The following is an 18,800-nucleotide window of genomic DNA, read 5'->3' as shown; positions in this document are numbered from 1 at the left end:
ACCTGGTTAGTTAAGCGGAACTAAACCAGTGATTTCTCCCTGCTTTACAACGAACAGCGCGTTCAAAATTGGAGGATTACCATACGAATCGTCTTCCCAGGCATGATTGTGTAAAGCCACAAACGTTTGCAGCAATTCATCATCGGCATCTTTTGAGGTGACCATCATGCAACGTCGTCTTGGGATAGAAACAATAAGCTCGTCCGACTTCAATAGCTCATGAGCTTTCAGCATATGGCTTTTGCACAGAATCTTTTCGCTACTAAAATCTCCGCCTGATGCATTAGAAAATAATCAATCGCCTCAGGTATAGGCATCTCGGCGTGAAAAAGGGGCTTGGGTTTGGGCTTGGGATCAACGACGGCACCGGACCGTAATTGGGTATTGAGTTCTTCGCAAAGTTTTTTAGCCGCCGAGAGGCGGGCCTTGACCGTGGAGCCAGTTACTTCAATGCGCTTGCGAATGAGCTTTTCTTTTTCTTCACTCCAGACGTAGCCAACCACAAACCAGCGCTTGGTTAAGTCGCCACCTGAATCAGCCAGACGAAATTCACGAAATTGCTTTTCAGGCTCCATGAGCTCAGAATGCTTTGCTTTTTGCCACACAGCTGCCACAAAAAAAGCAGCTAAATAAAAAAAGGGTTCAAATGCGCTGATTTGACCCTTTTTCATTGTGTCCACGGAGGGATTCGAACCCTCACACCTAGTGGCACCACCCCCTCAAGATGGCGTGTCTACCAATTCCACCACATGGACGACTTAGCTCGTAAGAGCTAATTTTGTGGGTGCAAAACTATAGAGTTTTGTCGAAAAAACAAATCAAAAGCAAAATTCAGGCGGTATGCTCCGTAGTTTCGAAAAAAAGCATCATTTGCTCGATGGCCTGTTTGATATTAGCGCGCACCTCGAGAATCGAAGCTTCCATCATATAACAAGGGGCTGTAATGATTCGATTTTCTGAATCAACACATATTTCCCGCACGGTTTTCATGATAGTTTCCTGACCTAATGAACGAACCCCGGCCGAAATGGCGGCAATATCATAGGGTGAGCTTTCCTGATCGGTTCCCACGGTTAGCTGGGCGGAAATAGAGCTCCCTTCCAGCGCTTTCGCGAGGGTGGTGGGGCTCATACAAAGACCTACAATTGGTTTTCTCTGCTGAATCAAATCCAGAATTAACCGCTTGATTGGTTCCAGAATAGCGCCCTGTGGACCTTCAGAAGCCCATTTCGTAAGGTTTTTAGCCGTCCCAAAGCCGCCGGGCATAACCAGGCCATCCAGCTCATCGGATGTAATCGTGGCCAGATCACGGATGTCGCCCCGCGCAATCCGGGCCGATTCGACCAAAACATTGCGGCTCTCGGGCATTTCTTCGCCCGTTAGGTGGTTGACCACATGGTGTTGGGCAATGTTAGGTGCCAGGCAAATGGCTTCGGCTCCGAGCTCAGCTAAAGCCAAAAGAGTAAATACGGCTTCCTGAATTTCCGTGCCGTCATAAACCCCGTTTCCGTGTAGTAATACGCCAATTTTCATGAGCTAATCCGATGCTTTTAATATGGTAATGTCCGCCAAAAATCGTAATTTTAAGCATTCAAAGCGTACTCGAATAAAGATTTTTCGGGAAGTAAATAAAGACTAATACATAAGTTACTATGGCACTGGAAGTAATCGGTAAACTTTTAAAAGTTCTGCCCGAACAGACGGGACAAGGGAAAAATGGCGCTTGGGTCAAGCAAAACTTTGTGGTTGAGACCATCGATCAATTTCCTAAACAAGTCTGCTTTCTGGCTTGGGGCGAAAAAGCCAATGATCTGAAACAGTTTGCAACGGGCGATACCCTGCGGGTATTGTTTAGCTTGGAATCACGTGAATACAACGATCGCTGGTATACGGATGTGCGTGCCTGGCGAATTGAATTAGCCGAAGGAGAAACGGCGTCGGCACCGGCTGCATCGGCGCCCGCTGCTCGCCCGAGTGAGTCGAAAGCACCCGCTAAGCAACAACAACCGCTGACTAGCTTTTACGAAGAAGATGGCAACGAATTGCCATTCTAATCTGTTGAGCAATACCAATAAAACCGCTTGGAGCCAAATTGGCTCCAAGCGGTTTTATTTTAGTGTTTTAAATAACTTCACCATGCTTTCTTCAATGCGTTGCTGACGCTTTTCCGGGTTATCGGGCAAGACACCTTCTACCACACCTTGCCACACCATTTCGCTTCGGGCCCGGTCTACAAGGTGAATATCGACAGTTCCCTGCTTGTAACGCCCGACTTCAACGTCCTGGGCTCGCCATGAATAACGCCGCTGGCCAATGTAATTGGGAGGGTCAGTTAGCAGACTGGTTTGCCGGGTCTGTACTTTCTCATTAACGGCCAGACCAATATTAATCAGCAAATCAGGTTGGGGGGCTACTTGCTTCAGCCCACGTGCCTCCAGCTGCCGACTGATTGCGGCTTTCAGTTGGTCAACTTGGGGACGAATCAAGCCGGTGACCGTATCGCCGGTTGTTTCTACGGAATAGAAATTATAGGTTTTATACCGCGATAAATCAAACGAGTCGGCAGCTTCGGTTTTAACCACTCTGGACGTACTGCAACTTGTCAGTAAGGCAAAAGCGGCCAGCAAAAAAATAGTCTTCATACAGCATTTGTTCGTATGCTTCTACCAACCTAGATCAAGCCAGATTGTTATTTAATAAGAGGTTTCGAGAACAAGGACAAGCGCTTCTTTGTGGAGAAACTAGTAAAAGACTTTACGGGAATAGTTGAAAAAACGAAAATCAAAAGAGGGTTTGTATCTTTCGGACGTATAATTGAACCAGCCTGAAGCGCCAAGCTTCGAATCAGAAATGAACCAATCCAGAAACTTCTTCAAGAAACGCATTCTTCGGACCGTATTGATCGTCATTATGTTAGGTGGTGCGAGCTGGTATTTTCTGCAAAAAAAACTCAACCAGAGAGAGGAAATATACACAGTTCGGTATGTGGTCATTTGTACAAATTGTGACGTTCGCTACACCAACCAGGAAGGTGGCAACGACGAGGTAAAAGGAATAATCAGTAATTGGGAAAAAGCACTGTCCTTTCGGGGGGATGCCCAGGTTCGGCTTCGGGCGCAGAACAAAGGAGATTCAGCGACCATCATTACCCAGATATACGCCAACGATGTACTGTTGGCTTCAAACACAGCCAAAGGCGCTGGTGCCGTGGTCAGTACCGGTGGAAAACCCCAGCAAATTAATACCGATTAACGGAGCCGAAGGAGCCGGAGTTGGCAGCGCAGCATTCGTCAAGCAAGGCCTTAAAAGTAAGGGAGAGATAGAAACAAGGACGTTTTACGCTTGCATTCAGGATGCGTCGCTCTGCACTTATTCAACTTTTATTTACCTTGCGCAGTAAACGGAATAACTAAATGACGGGCGACCATCGGGTGTTAGCGGACGAATTAAAAGCGGCCAACGAACGATTTGAATTATTGGCTACCGTAACACGGGATGCTATTCGGGAATGGAATCTGGAAGAAAACACAATTTGGTGGAATGATCGTTTTGCTGAGTTATTTGGCTATCCGTCGAAAGAAACGACATCAGCAACCGATGCTTGGTACGACCGCATTCATCCGAACGATCAGGACCGGGTCTGGAAAAGTTGCCAGGCCGCATTAGAAGATCAGAAGGCTTCCTGGACAGAGAGCTATTCCATGCGCCGGGCCGATGGGACTTATGTTCAGGTGCATGATCAGGCCGTGATTCAATTTCAGGAGGCAAAGGCCATTCGGCTCGTAGCGTCCTTGGTAATTTTACCCACCCAAGCTAACGCGGAAAAAAGCGAAATTCCGCTGCTACGTACGCTGGTGGATGGAAGCGCCGATTTAATGTCCATACTGGAATTAGACGGAGTGAATTCGTACCTCAATCAGGCAGGTATGGAGCTGTTGGGTTTTGATACCAAAGAGCAGGTCCTGAAATTTCCCATTTCGCAACTGCATACACCCGAAGATTTTGAGTTTGTTCGTACCAAAGTTATTCCAATAGTTTTAGAAAAAGGGCGATGGGAGGGCCAGATGAACGTCCGGCACCTGAAATCAGGGGAGGTGTTTCCTGTTTACAACAACAGCATTCGTATCGATGATCCGGTAACCGGAGAACCCTGCGCGGTAGGGGCTGTTATGCGGGATTTGCGCCCGGAGCTGGCCGCCCGGAAAGCCCTTACGGAAAGTACCGAACTTTTCCGAAATATCACCACTGCTTCTTCCGCTGCATTGTGGATTACGGATGAAAACCAGGCGATAACCTACGTCAACCAGCGTTGGATTGACTGGACAGGGGCACCATTGGTGCAACATCTAGGGAGCGGGTGGCTTCACTTTGTGCTGGAAGAAGACCGTTCGAATGCGGCTCAACTATTTCTGGCGGATTTTCAGGCTCGGCGATACCACGAAAGCCAGTTCCGAATCCAGCACCTGAACGGGCCGGTACGGTGGGTAGTTTGTACCGGAAATCCGCAATACGGCCCCAATGGCGAGTTCAGTGGCTACATTGGTGCCATTCTCGACGTGACGGAGCGAGTTCGGGCAGAACAGGAACTCCGGGCCAGTGAGGCTCGCTTTCGCGATTTGATTGACAATGCGCCCTTGCCCATTGCCGTTTATACAGGACCGGAACTGACAATTCAGGTAGCCAACGAAGCACTGCTAACCGCTTGGGGCAGAGACGAATCTGTTCTCGGAAAAACCTACCGCCAAGCCCTGCCTGAATTGGAGAACTTGCCTTATTTTCAGATTGCGGAGGAGGTATTCGCTACCGGAAAGGCGGTGCAAAACGATGAGGGACGAGCCGACTTTGTTGTTGATGGGCAGGTACATACCGCCTATTTTAACTACAGTTACAAGGCCTTACACAATGCCGAAGGAGACGTGTACGGGGTGATCAATACCGCTGTCGATATTACCAAACAGGTGGTGACTCGCAAACAACTGGAAGAGGTCGAAGTGAGCCTGCGGGGAGCCATTGAACTGGCGCAGCTAGGCACCTGGGAACTGGATCCTCAAACCTGGACTCTTTCGTATTCTGATCGAATCAGAGATTGGTTTGGGTATTCCTCTAATTCGGTGAGATTGGCAACTCTGGATCAGGCGACTAACGCCATTATTGAGGAGGATCGGGAACGCATTGTTGCGTCTCTTCTCCGGGCCACCGCACCGGGTTCGGATGGGATTTACGAAGAAGAATACACCGTCAAAAATCAGAAAAACGGCCAGGAACGCATTCTCCACGCCCAGGCGAAAGCGTTCTTCAACGAAAACGGAGAAGCCTACCTGCTGCGGGGAACGGCGCAGGATATAACGGCCCGGAAAAAAATCGAATGGGAACTAGCCTGGCAAATACAGGAGCGTACGGAAGAATTGCAGGCAATTAACGAAGAGTTAAATGCCACGAACGAAGAGCTCTCAGAAGCAAACCTGCGGCTCCAGCAAAGCAACGAAAACTTACAGCAGTTTGCCTACGCAGCCAGCCATGATTTGCAGGAACCGCTGCGAAAAATTCAGTCTTTCGGTAGTCTGTTGCAAACGCATTACGCCCAAAATTTGAGCGATGGGGGGCTGGATTTGCTTCAGCGAAGCCGCGCCGCTGCCGAACGAATGTCGTTGTTGGTCCGGGATTTATTGACGTATTCGCGCTTAACCACGCAGCCCGGGGAATATACGTCAGTGAACTTATCGGCCTTAGTAAAAGACGTTCTTTCCGATTTGGAACTCGCGATTCAGGAAAAAGAGGCCCGCATTACGATTGATCCTCTGCCGCGCGTGTTGGGAAATGCCCGCCAGCTCACCCAACTGCTTCATAATCTGCTTTCGAACGGGATAAAATTTCATCAGCCTGGAGATGCACCCATTATTCACGTCAGCAGTCATGTCGCTTCCGTGGATGAAATCTACGCCATCGCGGAATTATCCACATTGCGTACTTACATTTGTCTGGAAGTGCAGGATTCGGGCATTGGTTTCGACGAAAAATACCTGGATCGCATCTTCAACATGTTTCAGCGGCTGCATGGGCGCGAACGCTATCCGGGCACGGGGGTCGGACTGGCACTTTGCCGGAAAGTAGTCGAAAACCACCAGGGGTATATTACTGCCAAGAGCCAACCCGGACACGGGGCTACATTTCAGGTGTATTTGCCCGGTCTATCGCCGGAAAGTAATTAATGGCTGTCTGGTAAATGCTGGATTTCCTGCTGCAAAAACTGCTGAAAACGTTCCTGAAGGCCGCGGTAGTAAGTGAGGTATTTCTGTCCTTCTTCGGTCACTACCGCTCCGCCACCGTGTTCGCCGCCGGTTTGGGTAATAACCAAAGGGGCCTGGGCTTGTTTATTCATCGAATGAACCAAATCCCAGGCCCGCTTATACGACATATTCATGGCTTTCGCCGCCTGGTTGATGGAACCGGTGCGTTGAATACCTTCCAGTAACTGCATGCGTCCAATACCAAAAAAGCGCTCTTGTCCTTCGAGCCAGATTCGTCCGTTAATTTGTAAGTTGGCCATTCGCTCGTTATTTTCAAATCACTGATTCACAAATGGTAAAAATCCGCTGAAATGATTAAGACTTAGGTAAAGACGCTTGTTTTTGATCCATTAAATAGCTTATTTCCGCCCTTCAAGTCCACACTTTTTATGATTCAGTTGATCCTATACGGCATTGTAGGTCTTATTGTACTTTATTCTCTAAGCGTTATGTACCTTCTTTTCTTCGCGAAGAGAACAAAAAGCTGCCCTAAATGCCATTCAAAAGTGCATATCGAACGGACACACCGCTCTGAATTAATAAAAAATTACTTCGGATTCTTGTCGCTTAAAGCTTATCGGTGCCGGTCGTGCCTGGTTCAGTTTTACGTGCGCAAACCCAAGAAATCAGGCCAGGTGGAGGTTGCCTAATTGCCGCGAATCAGGTTCCGTTAATTGCCTACCTGGTTGTTCCAACCCCTTCAAGCTGGGCGAGCGACGCGTCAACCTGGGCAATTACTTGCTGTAAATCATCGGGACGATTGGCGTAATCCAACTCATTAACATCGATGATTAATAAATTGCCGTCGGTATATTCCTGAATAAATTCTTCATAATACCGATTTAGATTCTGCAAATAAGTTTCGCTGATTGACTGTTCAAAATCGCGCCCCCGCTTATGAATCTGGGAAACCAGTTTCGGTAGATCAGCCCGCAGGTAAATCATCAGATCGGGCGGACGAACCAGCGCCAGCATGTTATCGAAAAGGCTCCGGTACGTTTGGTAGTCCCGGCTGGAAAGCAACTCGCTGTCATAGAGGTTTTTAGCAAAAATATAGGCGTCTTCATAGATCGTTCGGTCCTGAATGACGCTTTTCCCGCTTTCCCGAATCTGAATGACCTGCTCAAAGCGACTGTTCAAGAAGTAAATTTGCAGGTTGAAAGACCAACGCCCCATGTCGGCATAAAAATCTTTGAGGTAGGGATTGTCTTCCACGGCCTCAACCAGTACGTCCCATCCGTAATGACGAGCCAAAATTCCTGACAGCGTTGTTTTTCCGGCGCCGATATTTCCAGTAATAGCAATATGCATTTCGTTATATTTGTAATCGAATTCGAATTTAGTCATTGCCACGTATGAAACCATACCGCGTCTTACTTTACTACTGCTATACACCGATTGAAAATCCAGACCAGTTTCGGGAGGAGCATCACCTTTTGTGCCTGAATTTGAATCTGTTGGGGCGGATTATCGTAGCTGCCGAGGGGTTGAATGGAACTGTTTCGGGACTTGCCGCCGATTGTGAAAAATATATGGAGATCGTAAAAGCTGATCCACGCTTTGCGACTCTGGAGTTTAAAGTGGAAGAGCACGAGGCGCACACTTTTCAGAAATTACATGTGCGCGTGAAAGCGGAAATTGTGAATTCAGACCTGCCGGTCGATCCCCGAAAACAAACGGGTAAGCACCTGGAACCCGCTGAATTCAAGCAAATGCTGAACGATGAAGACGTGGTTTTGGTCGACATGCGTTCGAATTACGAACATTCGGTGGGAAAATTCAAAGGGGCCATCACCTTCGACATGGAGAACCTCCGGGAGTTGCCCGACCACATGGACGAAATTGCGCACCTGAAGTCGAAAAAAATCATTACGTACTGCACGGGAGGTATTAAATGCGAAAAAGCCAGCGCCTACCTGCTTCAGCAAGGTTTTGAAAATGTGTACCAGTTGCACGGCGGTATCATTAAATACGGTCTGGAAGAAGGCGGCGAAGATTTTGACGGTAAATGTTATGTTTTCGACAACCGCATTGCGGTGGATGTCAATCAGGTAAATCCAGAAGTGATTTCGGGCTGTTACCGCTGTGGTCAGAAAACCGACCGGATGATTAACTGTGCCAGTCCAGCCTGCAACAACCACGTGGCGCTCTGTGAAGCCTGCGGCTGGGACCACCAGGGAACCTGCGCCGATGCCTGCAAAGCGGATCCGCAAATTCGGGCTTACGACGGCACGGGTTATTACAGCAAGAAAACGGAAAGCTATACGCCTTTGCAGGGGTATCTGAGCCGACAATCGCTGGTCAGCAACCAGGACTAGAGAAACCAGCTGAAAAAGAGCGGTCGCCAACGGGGTAGCCGCTCTTTTTTCTTGGAGGGGAGTGACGACAAACGAAACCTACAGCTTCTGTAGCGGCAATTCCATCACAAAATCATTCATCCAGTAGGGGCCAATGGGAATATCTTCTTCCCGAACAATGGCAAATCCCTGCCGAATGTAAAACTGGAGGGCAGGATTGTGGCGATTGACGTTCAGGAGCAGCCGACTTCCCTCAAGGCGTTGGCACCGCCGCACAACTTCCTCCAGGAGTTGCCGCCCCCAGCCGCGCCCCTGCACCGTGGGCAGGACATAGAGCTTATGCAGTTTATAGCTTCCGGCTTCCGCATCCTCCGAAAAAGCGGCAAAGCCAATTAATGTACTTTCAGCATAAGCCAGAACGAACGTATGATTTTTGGGGCCCATTTGCTCGGCCAGCGCGTCTGGCGAATAAATGGTGTCAAACATATACTTAATCTGATCGGGTTCCAGAATGGGGCGGTAAGTAGGTTCCCAAATCTGCTGTTGAAGCGCAATCAGGGCGGGAATATCCCGGGTAGTTGCGGTATGAAATGCAAGCGACATAAGGATGGATGTGGGGTTTGCTGCCGGCAAAGTTACAAAGTGGGATAGTTTAAGATCTACGCTGACCCCATTTTGATGCCCATTTCGTAACTTTGCTCTTTACGAAAGACAAAAGAAAACCATGCCGCAACAGAAACCGTTGATTTTAGTATCGAATGATGATGGAATTACCGCCTATGGCATTCGTACGCTGGTGCATATAATGAAAGAATTGGGCGATGTGGTAGTAGTAGCCCCCAACAGCCCGCAATCTGGTATGGGCCATGCCATTACCATTGCTTCTCCACTTCGTTTGTACAAAACAGATATATTCGACGATATTCCGGCTTATGAATGCTCTGGAACACCCGCCGACTGCGTGAAACTGGCCAAGCATTACGTATTAAAAGACCGCGCGCCGGATCTGGTGGTGAGCGGCATTAATCACGGCAGCAATACGTCCATCAGCGTGTTGTATTCGGGTACCATGTCGGCGGCCATCGAAGCGGCCATCGAAGGGATTCCAGCCATCGGGTTTTCGCTCTGTGATTTTGCCCGCGATGCCGATTTTTCGCATACGCACGACCATATTAAACGCATCGTAACTCAAGTGCTGACGAATGGCCTGAAAAAAGGGGTGGCGCTGAACGTCAACTTCCCGGCCAAGTCGAACGAGCCACTTCGGGAAATCCGGGTTTGTCGGCAAGCAGATGCCAAGTGGCAGGAAGTTTTTGATCATCGGCAGGATCCGCACGGACGGGGGTATTTCTGGATGGCGGGTAACTTTGTGAATTACGACACCGGCAAGGATACCGACGAATTTGCGTTATCAGAGAACTGCACGTCGGTGGTTCCGTGTCAGTATGACCTGACGGCTTACGAAACCATTAAAAACATGCAACAGTGGGATTTTAACCAACAGGTAGGTTAAGTCTGATTGGTAGCGTGTTATCCAAAATTCACGAATCGGAAATTTGAAAACAACGTACTAATGGCATTATTAGGTAGCTTACTTAGACGAGGAATCCGGCTTTCGAACGTTGTTCGGCGCAAAAAGCTGAATGCCCAGAAACTTCAGAAAAAGACGTTTTCCAAACTCATTGCCAAAGCCCGGAACACGCATTTTGGTCGGAAATACGGCTTTGAGGATATTCTGAGTTCGGTTTTGTTCGAAGAGGGGAAAACGTATTACCAGAAGTACTCGGAAAATGTTCCCATCTACGATTATAATAAGATTTATCAGGAATGGTGGCACCGTACACTGGCGGGTGAAAAAAGCGTTACCTGGCCCGGTCGCGTGCGCTATTTTGCCCTAAGCTCGGGTACCTCGGAAGCTACGTCCAAGTATATTCCGGTATCCAAGTCCATGTCGAAGGCGATCCAGAAAACCAGCATCCGGCAAATTCTAACGCTTGGACGGTACCAGAACCTACCGTCTACGCTATACGAAAAAGGAATGCTCATGCTGGGGGGCAGCACCAACCTTAATTTCCGGGATAACCATTTTGAAGGAGACTTGAGCGGAATTACCGCCAGCAAGATTCCGTTCTGGTTTCAGCGTTTTTACAAACCGGGCCGTGAAATTGCCAGCGAGACCGATTGGGCCGTAAAACTAGACGAAATCACCGAGCAGGCTTCCCAGTGGGACATTGGCTTTATTGTGGGGGTTCCGGCCTGGCTGCAACTGCTGATGGAGAAAATCATCGCCCATTATAAAGTCAAAACCATTCACGATATCTGGCCAAACCTGGAGGTATTTTGTCATGGCGGCGTATCATTTGAGCCGTATAAACAAGGCTTTGAAAAACTGCTGGGGCGGCCAATAACCTACATCGAGACGTATTTAGCTTCGGAAGGATTTATTGCATTTCAGACCAATCCGAACGCGGAAGGCATGCAACTGGTGCTGGATAATGGGATTTTCTTTGAATTTATTCCGTTTACCGACGAAAACTTCAGCGCTGACGGGGAATTGATCAATAAGCCCAAAACGCTGTTGATTGAGGATGTAGAAGAAGGCAGGGAATATGCCCTGCTGATTTCGACCTGTTCGGGGGCGTGGCGCTATCTCATTGGCGATACGATTCGGTTTACGTCAAAGGCAAAATCGGAAATTGTCATTACGGGCCGGACGAAGCACTTTCTGAGTCTTTGTGGGGAACACCTTTCGGTGGACAACATGAACAAAGCGATTGAGCTGATTGCGCAGGAAGAAAAAATTAATGTCCGCGAGTTTACCGTGGCGGGCATCAAGCACGATAATTTGTTTGCGCACCACTGGTACATTGGCACCGACGATCCGGCTGATGCCGCCACCTTGAGCCAGAAAATTGACGCCAAGCTAAAGGAATTAAACGATGATTATGCCGTTGAACGGCGCCACGCCCTGAAAGACGTACTGGTGACAGTATTGCCGTCCGCCACGTTTTATAAATGGATGCAATCCAAGGGCAAAATGGGAGGGCAGCATAAATTCCCCCGCGTCCTTAAAAAAGGAATGGTCACCGACTGGGAAGATTTTTTACAGACGCAAGGGATTGCCCCTGAGCGCATTCGTTAAGCAATTCGGACGGAGAAGGAAGACCAGCTCGCTGATAGACTCCTTCCTTCTCCGTCCGAATCATTACTGAAAAAAGACCGACAGCTTCGTCCAGGCCAGGTGGCAGGCAATGCCGATAAAGACAATGCCCGTTATTTTATTAAACCAAAAGGCTACTTTGGGCGTAAAGAAACGCTTGAGCTTATGCGCTGAAACAGCAATGGCCGATTCGGTCAGAAAAATGCTCAACACGCTGGCCAGTAGAAAGATAATCCGTTCGCTCAGGGAATAATGCAGGGATTTGTCGAGCCAGGCTGCCAGGGCCACCCAGGTAATGAAGTTGATAGGATTCAGCCCATTAAGCAGAAAACCCGTTGAAAAATAATAAATAAAGTCACCAAACCGGGTTTTAGGGTAAGCCAGACGCGGGGTGCCTTTCAGCAGATTGGCCAGACCCAAGGCCAACAGGAAAATGACGCCAATGGCAGTAACGTAATACTCAAAACCCTTTATTTTGGGTAAAAAAGCGGTCCCAAATAAAGCGCAGATAATCAGCACTAAATCACAGACAATTACGCCAAAGGCGATCTTCATTCCGGCCCGATACCCATTGTCGACACTGTTCTGCAACAGCGAAAAGAAAACGGTTCCAAACGTCAGGCAAAGCGGAATGCCGGTCACTAAACCGTACAGGAAGGCTTCAATCATACGAATTTCAAAGCTGTTTTAACCGAGCAACCATCAGGAGCGCGCAGACACTCAGGGCATCCGTGATTTCGCCGTTCATTACCATATTTATCGCGTCAGTTAACAGAACTCGTTTGATTTGCAGTTGTTCAGTTTCTTCGGGGGCATGGTCGCCCTGCTGAAGTTCTTCGGCAATGTAGATAAACCCTTCTTCGTCGGTAGCCGAGTTAGACGTATGGATGCGGCCAATTTTTGTCCATTTAGTGGCAATCAGACCTGTTTCTTCGGCCAGTTCGCGTTTGGCCGAATCCAACACATCGGTGCCCAGCGGGGAGCCACCTTCCGGGACCTCCCACGAATATTCTTCTAATGGGTAGCGGTATTGGCCCACCAGATACGTATACCCGTCGGCATCGAGGGGAACAACGGCTACGGCTTTATTCTTAAAGCTGACAACCCCGTAAATACCGGGGGTATCTGAAGGGGTCAGGACTTCTTCGTGCCGAATTTTGATCCAGGGATTTTCGTAGGCAACGGTTGATGAGAGCGTTTTCCAGGGGTTTTCCGTCGAATTCATACCTACAAAGGTACGGATAAATCCTATTGAGTTTTGCGCCTTTAAGTGTCAATCCTGCGCGGAGTTCGGTTTAAAGAGCCAAAGCGCCCTATAAAAGACAAAAAATTAGTGTCCCTGAAGGTCTTGCGCTTAGCTTCTGCTACGGCAGATTTAGGCATCTATTCATAAAAAAGTAAGCTTGTTTCCAGGAAGTTTTTATTGGTCATCAAGTCTTTACCTGTAAGCTGCGATGACTTCCAAATGTCACCAGATGTCTTGGATAGGTGCAACTTTCTGGATGAATCAGCGCAGCGTACTGATAAATTTTAATGCAAATTATTTCCGCAATCAGTTGGCACAATGCCATTCATTTTGTAGTTTTCAGTGATTTTTTGGTGTTTGCATCAGAAAGCTACTTAATTCAGGTTGTATTCATAATACGGTCAAAAATGCCCCTTTCTTCAAGAATAAGGGGCATTTTTCTTTTTATGAGTTCGTAAACCAAGCAAAACAGCTTATTTATCACCCACTTTCGCCGATTCTCGTCTGCTTTTGCGGATAGGATCAGCGCGGCGATGGTTCGGCCCAGTCTTTCTCTTCCAGTTCGTTGATAAAGTAGTCGGTGACTTTGACCTCGATCTTTTGGGAGCCATTTATCTGCTTCTCCCGGAAGGGCAGAAGCACGCCTTTGACGGAACGGAAATCACTGTAAGTGACTTTCAAGGTTTTGCCATCCGACGGGACTTCTTCGCCGACCACCTGGTATTTACTGTTAAGAATCATCTTGAGTCGGGCACCGTCTTGCGTGTAGGAAAGTTCATACCCGCCGTTGTCCAAAGCTTCCACATCGGCTTTTTGCAACGTAGCGATGCGTTGGGCGTGCAGACCCGAAAAACCCGCGTACCGGTTGGCCTCTTTGTCGCGGATTCGCTCCTGGGGCAACGGGTTTTTCTTGCCCTGAACCCAGGCCCAGCCCTGTTGGCCGTCCCAATATTCCGTAAACACTAGTTTACCCGCCGCCCGGACTTCTGCCAACGTCCGGGGACGTTGATAATCGGACTGGTTAAGCAACAGAAGGCCCTTCGTCTGCGAAATAACTTTTAACGTACGAATGTCGTCTAGCGCCTTTCCGCCGTGTGCTGCTTTGGCTTTCGTGATCAACTCCGAGGCGGTAGGGACTTTAGCGGGTTTAGCGGTAGCCTTTTTGCTATCTTCATCTTTGTCCTTGGTGTAAATGGATCCGTTCAGAGCAGCAATTTCTTCCCCGTCTTTCGTGAAAAAAAAACTTTGGGTCTGGGATTTGCCCGTATTGTATTTCAATGTCAGTAGGCCATCCTGATAGGTATAGGTGCCAGCATCCTCTTTGTTTGAATTGGTACCGCCGCCAATATTGTCGCCGGTTATCGATACCGTACTATTTCGGGAGTGGCTAAAGTTTCCTTTTCCATCAATATAGAGCTTGTTTTGGCTAAAGGTTCCGATATAAGGGAGGTTAGTACCTATTCCACCAGAACTAGAACCACCGGTATATTTTAAACTCAATGCCGGTAGGGTACCTTTCATTTTCAACGGCAGCAAAATGTGATTTCCGCCCGAAAGGTACCCTTTGGACGTAATTTCGTAAGTCATTTTGTCACCTTTCGTTTCCGTAAAAATCACTTCCTTTCCTTTAACTGTGTATTTTCCCTTAACGGTGGTTTTCCAATTTGGATCACTTAAGTCATCGGTAAAGGTGCCATCGGGCCGGAGATAAAGAACCACGTCATCCCGTTCCATGCCACCGCCCACCCAGGAGCTCATCTTTAATTTAACACCCCCGTAAACGCCGCTGATGGGCGATGAGTCGCAGGAGAGAATAATGAAGCAAAACAAAAAGATCGATAAGAGTGCGTTCTGTCTTTGCATAAGCTTTCCTTTTAAGTTCAAGCCCTTGACGCCTTTCAGTTTAGGCCTTCAAAAGCCTCCAATAAATTGAGTTTATGTAAAAAGAACTGAAAATAGGCTGGATTGTCTAGAAAAGAAGCCAATTAAGGGAATCTTGGTGCGCAGAAACATACATTCTTAAGCCCTAAAAACCAATCGCCCCGGCCTGATTGACCGGGGCGATTGCGTGATGTGGTGTGGCTTGATTTTCGGAATTACAGCATGGCTATTGTGCGGGTGGCTTCTACCGTTTGCTCAGCTGTTTTTAAGGTTATTTCTTTTACTTCTTTGTTGGTGCCGTCCGTGATTTCTACCTGATAAGTGCCATCCGCTAAATTGCTTACGTCGAATTTGGTGTGGGCAATCTGTTCTTTTTTCGCCAGGTTCTGAACATAAAGCGTATGGCCCTTGGCGTTAATCAGGCGAATTTTTGCCGTATATCCCTGCGACTTGTCAACAATGACGTGCAACTTATCAGCGGTAGGATTTGAAAAAACGGCTGTTTTCAGGGAAGCCTTGGCAGGGCCATTGGGTTTGGTAGTGTTATCAGCAGCAACGGAAGCAGTAGTTACAGCGAAAGCAAGCAGGAGGGAAGTGATGAGCGATTTCATAGTCGTATGTTGTTTAAGGATGTTTTTTAAGATGTGTTGTTGTTTACTGTTCTAAAAGAGTCTGGTTTGACCCGGCCAGCCATTTAGCGGCTGTTTGATGAATCAAAAGTAGTAGCCTAAATAGTACCTTGCTATGCATAGTACTTTAGCGGTCGTAACAGCGGGTGAGTGGATACCCGGATGGATGAAATGAATTGAAGCTTAAGAAAGAAGCTGCGTAAAAAGGCAAATAGGAGGCTGAAGAGCTTGAAAAGCGTAAAATGAAAAAGGCAAGCTGTGTAAAAGCTTGCCTTTTTATATGAATAAGATCAGGAAAATTCCAGTGGCTGATCCATTGAGACCTGGAGTTGGGCGGCCAGGTCGGTTAATTTGTTTTGCATTAAATTTTTTAGAGCCTGCCAGCCCGTGTTCCACCGCTGGATCACGTTCGCTTCCCGTACTTCTTCGGGTTCTTTGGGTTGGTTAGACTGCTCGTAATATTCGGGCATCCGGGCCGTCATCTGACTAACGATGGCTTCGATGGAGCCATTCAGAATCAAATCGGCATCGGCCTTTACTAACTGAATCATAGCCCGACCAATCGAGGCCGTATAGAAGGCGCAGTCAATGTCCTGGTGGCGAACAGGCACACCATCGTGCAGGCGTTGAAGTTTTACGCCGCCATCTTCCAGCAGGTTGGAGGCCGGTTCATGACCCTCAGGCTGGGGGAAAACAGCGTCAATTTTATCCTTAAACTTGTCCCACCAGGGGGGCTGGGTACCTGGTCGAAGGGTATCACAAAATATAATGCGTTGGGGCAATGCTGGTTGCTGCGGATTCGTGATGAGCAGGGCCGTCCCCAGGTGACGGTCATCCACTGCGTGGCGCCGTTGAATGACAAAACACTGCGACTGCGTATGCTCTTGATCGCCCAGTTGCTCCGTGATGGCTTTGACCCGCCGCAGCGAATCTTCCATGTACCCTTCGGTAATGACGTGGATGGGCAACTCAGAGGGAGACATGGCTTCCCAACGGAGCTGGTGAGCCAGAATAGTCAGGGCGGTGTTATCAGCCCGTCGCGTGCCAAAGTACACACCGATATCTTCGCGTTGCTGCTCGCCCGCTAGGTCGGTTAACTGAAGCGTATCGCCGTAATCGCCTTGCCGACTAAGTGGGCTGTAGCGAAAAGGAACCGCCAGATGTTCCCGGTGGGCCGCTATGTTGTAAATACGTCTTTCAAACTGAGCGAGTAGAGGTTCGTAGGCATCACCTTGAAAATAAACCTCATCGATGGGGCGAAGCAGGTGGCGGGCAATAGTTTCCTGTTCGAGAAGCCGCTCAAGAGCATCTTCGCGGTATTTAAAGAAACTGCGCAGGGCACCGTGGTTAATGAATTCTTCCGTGTCTTCGGAGCCTTCCAGGCTTTTGGTTACTGTGCTTTGCTGAATCCAAGCAAACAGAAACTGTTTTACGGCTAGATCGAAGGCATGATTGGCGGCTTCGGCCTGTTCTAAAGAATAGGTCTTACGAATTTTGTGAATGTGTACCGGGCTGTTCTGATAGAAGTACGCCCCAGTTGCCATAGTCATTTAACGGATTTCTTGGAAAAGTTTGTTAGATGGGTTTAGTTTAACAGGCAATCGTCGTATAAGTACTAGAAAAATAGTTGTTACTCATTATTTATAGCATCAATAGGCTAACAATGGATTGTGCCTTATAAGTTTCAGATTTTAAGCACCAAGATGCTGAATTTTTAAAGAAAAAACTACGAACTAGGGCTTCTGAAGGCACTTTTGAGCCTTATTTCATCTTTTTTTAATCTCCCTCTAATTTCAGACCAGAAGCAGCGCGATTTTAAGCTCGCTTTGAGCGAACTCGAAGCCTGAAAAGAACCTAGAAAAACAAGGAGTCTGCCTGAATGCAGCATCATAATTGGACCCTTAGGAAGAAGGCTTTTGACTACGCAGGACAAAGAATAAGGACAAACTGACCAGACCGCCGGCTACCAACCCAATGGTAGGAGCATTGACATACCCGAGCGCATGGCCGGTCAGGTACGACCCGGCGATGTCAGACAAATTAATGAAGGCCATGTAGGTGGTAAACTGGGAGCCTTCAACCCCCGGGCGGCAGACGGCCATGAGCAGCGGGATGGCCGCTACGCTAATCAGCGGATCCATGAAGTAGAGAGCGATTAGGCCGGTTTGGGCAATGGCGGGTTGCTGCCAGAGCGAATCAATCAAATTAAATCCAAGCAAATACGTGGCAACCAAAGCCAGGCCAATGGTGAAAAAGCGGCGGTTGCCAGTCCAGTCGGCGAGGTAACCACCCAACAAGGCCACGACGGTGGCAACCAGCATTCCGTACGTACCCGTCAAAATAGAAACGGAAGTGTCAGCCCAGCCCAGCTTTTGAATCAGGTGGTAGTTATAGGCTCGCATAAACAGGCTTACGCTCAGGTAGCCTAGCACCACAGAACCAAACAAAGCCAGGCTTCGTCTGGCAAGAATGCCTTTCGCCAAATCAAGCAGCAGCCGTCGAAAACCAGGGCTATCGGGTATGTCTAGTGGCGTATTGGTGGTGGGCGTTGCGCCAGCAGCGCGTTTAGTGAAAGGCAAGAGGCGATCTTCGGGGCGTTCCCGAACAACGAAGGTGATCAGCATAAAAACCAGCAGGCAAAGCGACTGCACCAGCGCAGCCGTGAAAAAAGTATAATGCCGAAGCAGGTAAGCGAAGACAGTTGCTCCCAGACCCGTACCCACCAGAAAGCCGCAGCGCATAAATGCGTTGACGCGCCCCCGCTCGTGATCCTTTATAACCGTTATGGCCATCGCATCGACGCTGGCATCCTGAATTGAAGCCACGACGCTGTGGGTAAAAAAAAGCCAGCCTAAGGTCTGTATCTGGGCCACCGGATTGGGAATGGTCAGCAAGCCCAGAGAGGCAACGAAAGCCAGCAGTTGCGCACCCAGCACCCAGGGCTTACGACGACCCATGGGCGAACCCTGGTAACGATCGATGAGGGTGCCCCACACAAATTGAAAAGCCCAGGGCAACCCAACCAGCGCGGTAAACGTGCCAATGAGGGCGGGTTTTACCCCCTCCGCCGTGAAGTAATTGGTCAAGGCTGTCAATGAAAAGCCCGCCGGGATGCCCTGCATGACATACAGATAAAAAAAGACCCCGTAACGCAGTGGTCTACTTTGGTTTAGGGTCAGGGCGTAGGAGGGCGCCGGTTTGGTCTTTAGCATAGAGTCATTTTGAAAAGCAGGCTTTCGTTTTCGGCTAGACGGATCTGGTTATCTAGGCCAAGCCAATAACCCATCGTGGAGACCTTGT

General features: G+C 48.6%; 19 protein-coding genes and 1 tRNA gene. 6 read left to right on the top strand and 14 right to left on the bottom strand.

The features are described 5' to 3' along the window. Positions 1-6: 6 nt before the first annotated feature. The 4 genes from L0Y31_RS15220 to elbB form a co-directional block, all read right to left on the bottom strand. Positions 7-168 carry a hypothetical protein gene (locus L0Y31_RS15220; protein ID WP_234733930.1) on the bottom strand — a complete coding sequence of 54 codons (162 nt, stop codon included), beginning with the start codon at positions 166-168 and terminating at the stop codon, positions 7-9. Positions 169-227: 59 nt separating this feature from the next. Continuing rightward, on the bottom strand, positions 228-575 hold the full coding sequence (locus tag L0Y31_RS15215; protein ID WP_234733929.1) for a hypothetical protein: 348 nt from the start codon (positions 573-575) through the stop codon (positions 228-230). 98 nt (positions 576-673) lie between these two features. Beyond that, positions 674-755: transfer RNA gene (locus tag L0Y31_RS15210), tRNA-Leu, on the bottom strand. Positions 756-831: 76 nt separating this feature from the next. Next, complete coding sequence (gene elbB, locus L0Y31_RS15205; protein WP_234733928.1) at positions 832-1,533, bottom strand: isoprenoid biosynthesis glyoxalase ElbB; 702 nt, start codon at positions 1,531-1,533, stop codon at positions 832-834. Between the two features lie 119 nt (positions 1,534-1,652). Here elbB and L0Y31_RS15200 point away from each other — a divergent pair, with 119 nt between their 5' ends. After that, on the top strand, positions 1,653-2,054 hold the full coding sequence (locus L0Y31_RS15200; protein WP_234733927.1) for a DUF3127 domain-containing protein: 402 nt from the start codon (positions 1,653-1,655) through the stop codon (positions 2,052-2,054). Between the two features lie 54 nt (positions 2,055-2,108). Here L0Y31_RS15200 and L0Y31_RS15195 read toward each other — a convergent pair whose 3' ends face one another. Then, positions 2,109-2,642: a DUF4136 domain-containing protein gene (locus L0Y31_RS15195; protein ID WP_234733926.1), complete on the bottom strand. Its 534-nt coding sequence runs from the start codon at positions 2,640-2,642 to the stop codon at positions 2,109-2,111. 208 nt (positions 2,643-2,850) lie between these two features. Between L0Y31_RS15195 and L0Y31_RS15190 the strand changes: the two genes are divergently transcribed. Next, positions 2,851-3,252 (top strand): hypothetical protein, encoded by a 402-nt coding sequence (locus L0Y31_RS15190; protein WP_234733925.1) that lies wholly within the window; start codon positions 2,851-2,853, stop codon positions 3,250-3,252. A gap of 161 nt (positions 3,253-3,413) precedes the next feature. Next, positions 3,414-6,209 carry a PAS domain S-box protein gene (locus L0Y31_RS15185; RefSeq protein ID WP_234733924.1) on the top strand — a complete coding sequence of 932 codons (2,796 nt, stop codon included), beginning with the start codon at positions 3,414-3,416 and terminating at the stop codon, positions 6,207-6,209. Here L0Y31_RS15185 and L0Y31_RS15180 read toward each other — a convergent pair. Together L0Y31_RS15180 and L0Y31_RS15175 are read right to left on the bottom strand one after the other, a co-directional pair. Next, on the bottom strand, positions 6,206-6,547 hold the full coding sequence (locus L0Y31_RS15180) for a winged helix-turn-helix domain-containing protein (protein WP_234733923.1): 342 nt from the start codon (positions 6,545-6,547) through the stop codon (positions 6,206-6,208). The genes L0Y31_RS15185 and L0Y31_RS15180 overlap by 4 nt on opposite strands. Before the next feature lie 418 nt (positions 6,548-6,965). Beyond that, the gene (locus L0Y31_RS15175; RefSeq protein ID WP_234733922.1) at positions 6,966-7,598 is read right to left on the bottom strand and encodes a deoxynucleoside kinase; all 633 of its coding nucleotides are present in this window, start codon (positions 7,596-7,598) and stop codon (positions 6,966-6,968) included. Between the two features lie 44 nt (positions 7,599-7,642). Between L0Y31_RS15175 and trhO the strand changes: the two genes are divergently transcribed. Beyond that, a complete protein-coding gene (trhO, locus tag L0Y31_RS15170) occupies positions 7,643-8,605 on the top strand; it encodes an oxygen-dependent tRNA uridine(34) hydroxylase TrhO (RefSeq protein ID WP_234733921.1) in 963 nt (320 codons plus the stop codon). A gap of 78 nt (positions 8,606-8,683) precedes the next feature. On the opposite strand, the gene L0Y31_RS15165 is transcribed toward trhO, so the two are convergent. Beyond that, the gene (locus L0Y31_RS15165; RefSeq protein ID WP_234733920.1) at positions 8,684-9,187 is read right to left on the bottom strand and encodes a GNAT family N-acetyltransferase; all 504 of its coding nucleotides are present in this window, start codon (positions 9,185-9,187) and stop codon (positions 8,684-8,686) included. 121 nt (positions 9,188-9,308) lie between these two features. On the opposite strand from L0Y31_RS15165, the gene surE reads away from it, so the two are divergent. Together surE and L0Y31_RS15155 are read left to right on the top strand one after the other, a co-directional pair. Further along, on the top strand, positions 9,309-10,097 hold the full coding sequence (gene surE, locus L0Y31_RS15160; RefSeq protein WP_234733919.1) for a 5'/3'-nucleotidase SurE: 789 nt from the start codon (positions 9,309-9,311) through the stop codon (positions 10,095-10,097). 60 nt (positions 10,098-10,157) lie between these two features. Beyond that, on the top strand, positions 10,158-11,726 hold the full coding sequence (locus L0Y31_RS15155) for a GH3 auxin-responsive promoter family protein (RefSeq protein ID WP_234733918.1): 1,569 nt from the start codon (positions 10,158-10,160) through the stop codon (positions 11,724-11,726). A 63-nt stretch (positions 11,727-11,789) separates the two neighbouring features. On the opposite strand, the gene L0Y31_RS15150 is transcribed toward L0Y31_RS15155, so the two are convergent. The 6 genes from L0Y31_RS15150 to L0Y31_RS15125 all read right to left on the bottom strand — a co-directional run bounded on the left by L0Y31_RS15150 (position 11,790) and on the right by L0Y31_RS15125 (position 18,712). Further along, positions 11,790-12,413 (bottom strand): LysE family translocator, encoded by a 624-nt coding sequence (locus tag L0Y31_RS15150; RefSeq protein WP_234733917.1) that lies wholly within the window; start codon positions 12,411-12,413, stop codon positions 11,790-11,792. Between the two features lie 7 nt (positions 12,414-12,420). After that, complete coding sequence (locus L0Y31_RS15145) at positions 12,421-12,969, bottom strand: NUDIX domain-containing protein (protein WP_234733916.1); 549 nt, start codon at positions 12,967-12,969, stop codon at positions 12,421-12,423. Positions 12,970-13,512: 543 nt separating this feature from the next. Then, the gene (locus L0Y31_RS15140; protein ID WP_234733915.1) at positions 13,513-14,853 is read right to left on the bottom strand and encodes a hypothetical protein; all 1,341 of its coding nucleotides are present in this window, start codon (positions 14,851-14,853) and stop codon (positions 13,513-13,515) included. 233 nt (positions 14,854-15,086) lie between these two features. Next, a complete protein-coding gene (locus tag L0Y31_RS15135) occupies positions 15,087-15,482 on the bottom strand; it encodes a T9SS type A sorting domain-containing protein (RefSeq protein ID WP_234733914.1) in 396 nt (131 codons plus the stop codon). 308 nt (positions 15,483-15,790) lie between these two features. Continuing rightward, positions 15,791-17,050: a hypothetical protein gene (locus L0Y31_RS15130; RefSeq protein ID WP_234733913.1), complete on the bottom strand. Its 1,260-nt coding sequence runs from the start codon at positions 17,048-17,050 to the stop codon at positions 15,791-15,793. 351 nt (positions 17,051-17,401) lie between these two features. Then, entirely contained in the window at positions 17,402-18,712 is a 1,311-nt protein-coding gene (locus tag L0Y31_RS15125) for an MFS transporter (RefSeq protein WP_234733912.1), read from the bottom strand. Positions 18,713-18,800 lie beyond the last annotated feature (88 nt).

The sequence above is a fragment of the Tellurirhabdus bombi genome (assembly GCF_021484805.1).
Lineage (GTDB): Bacteria > Bacteroidota > Bacteroidia > Cytophagales > Spirosomataceae > Tellurirhabdus > Tellurirhabdus bombi.
This window is presented reverse-complemented; position numbering and strand designations above follow the sequence as displayed.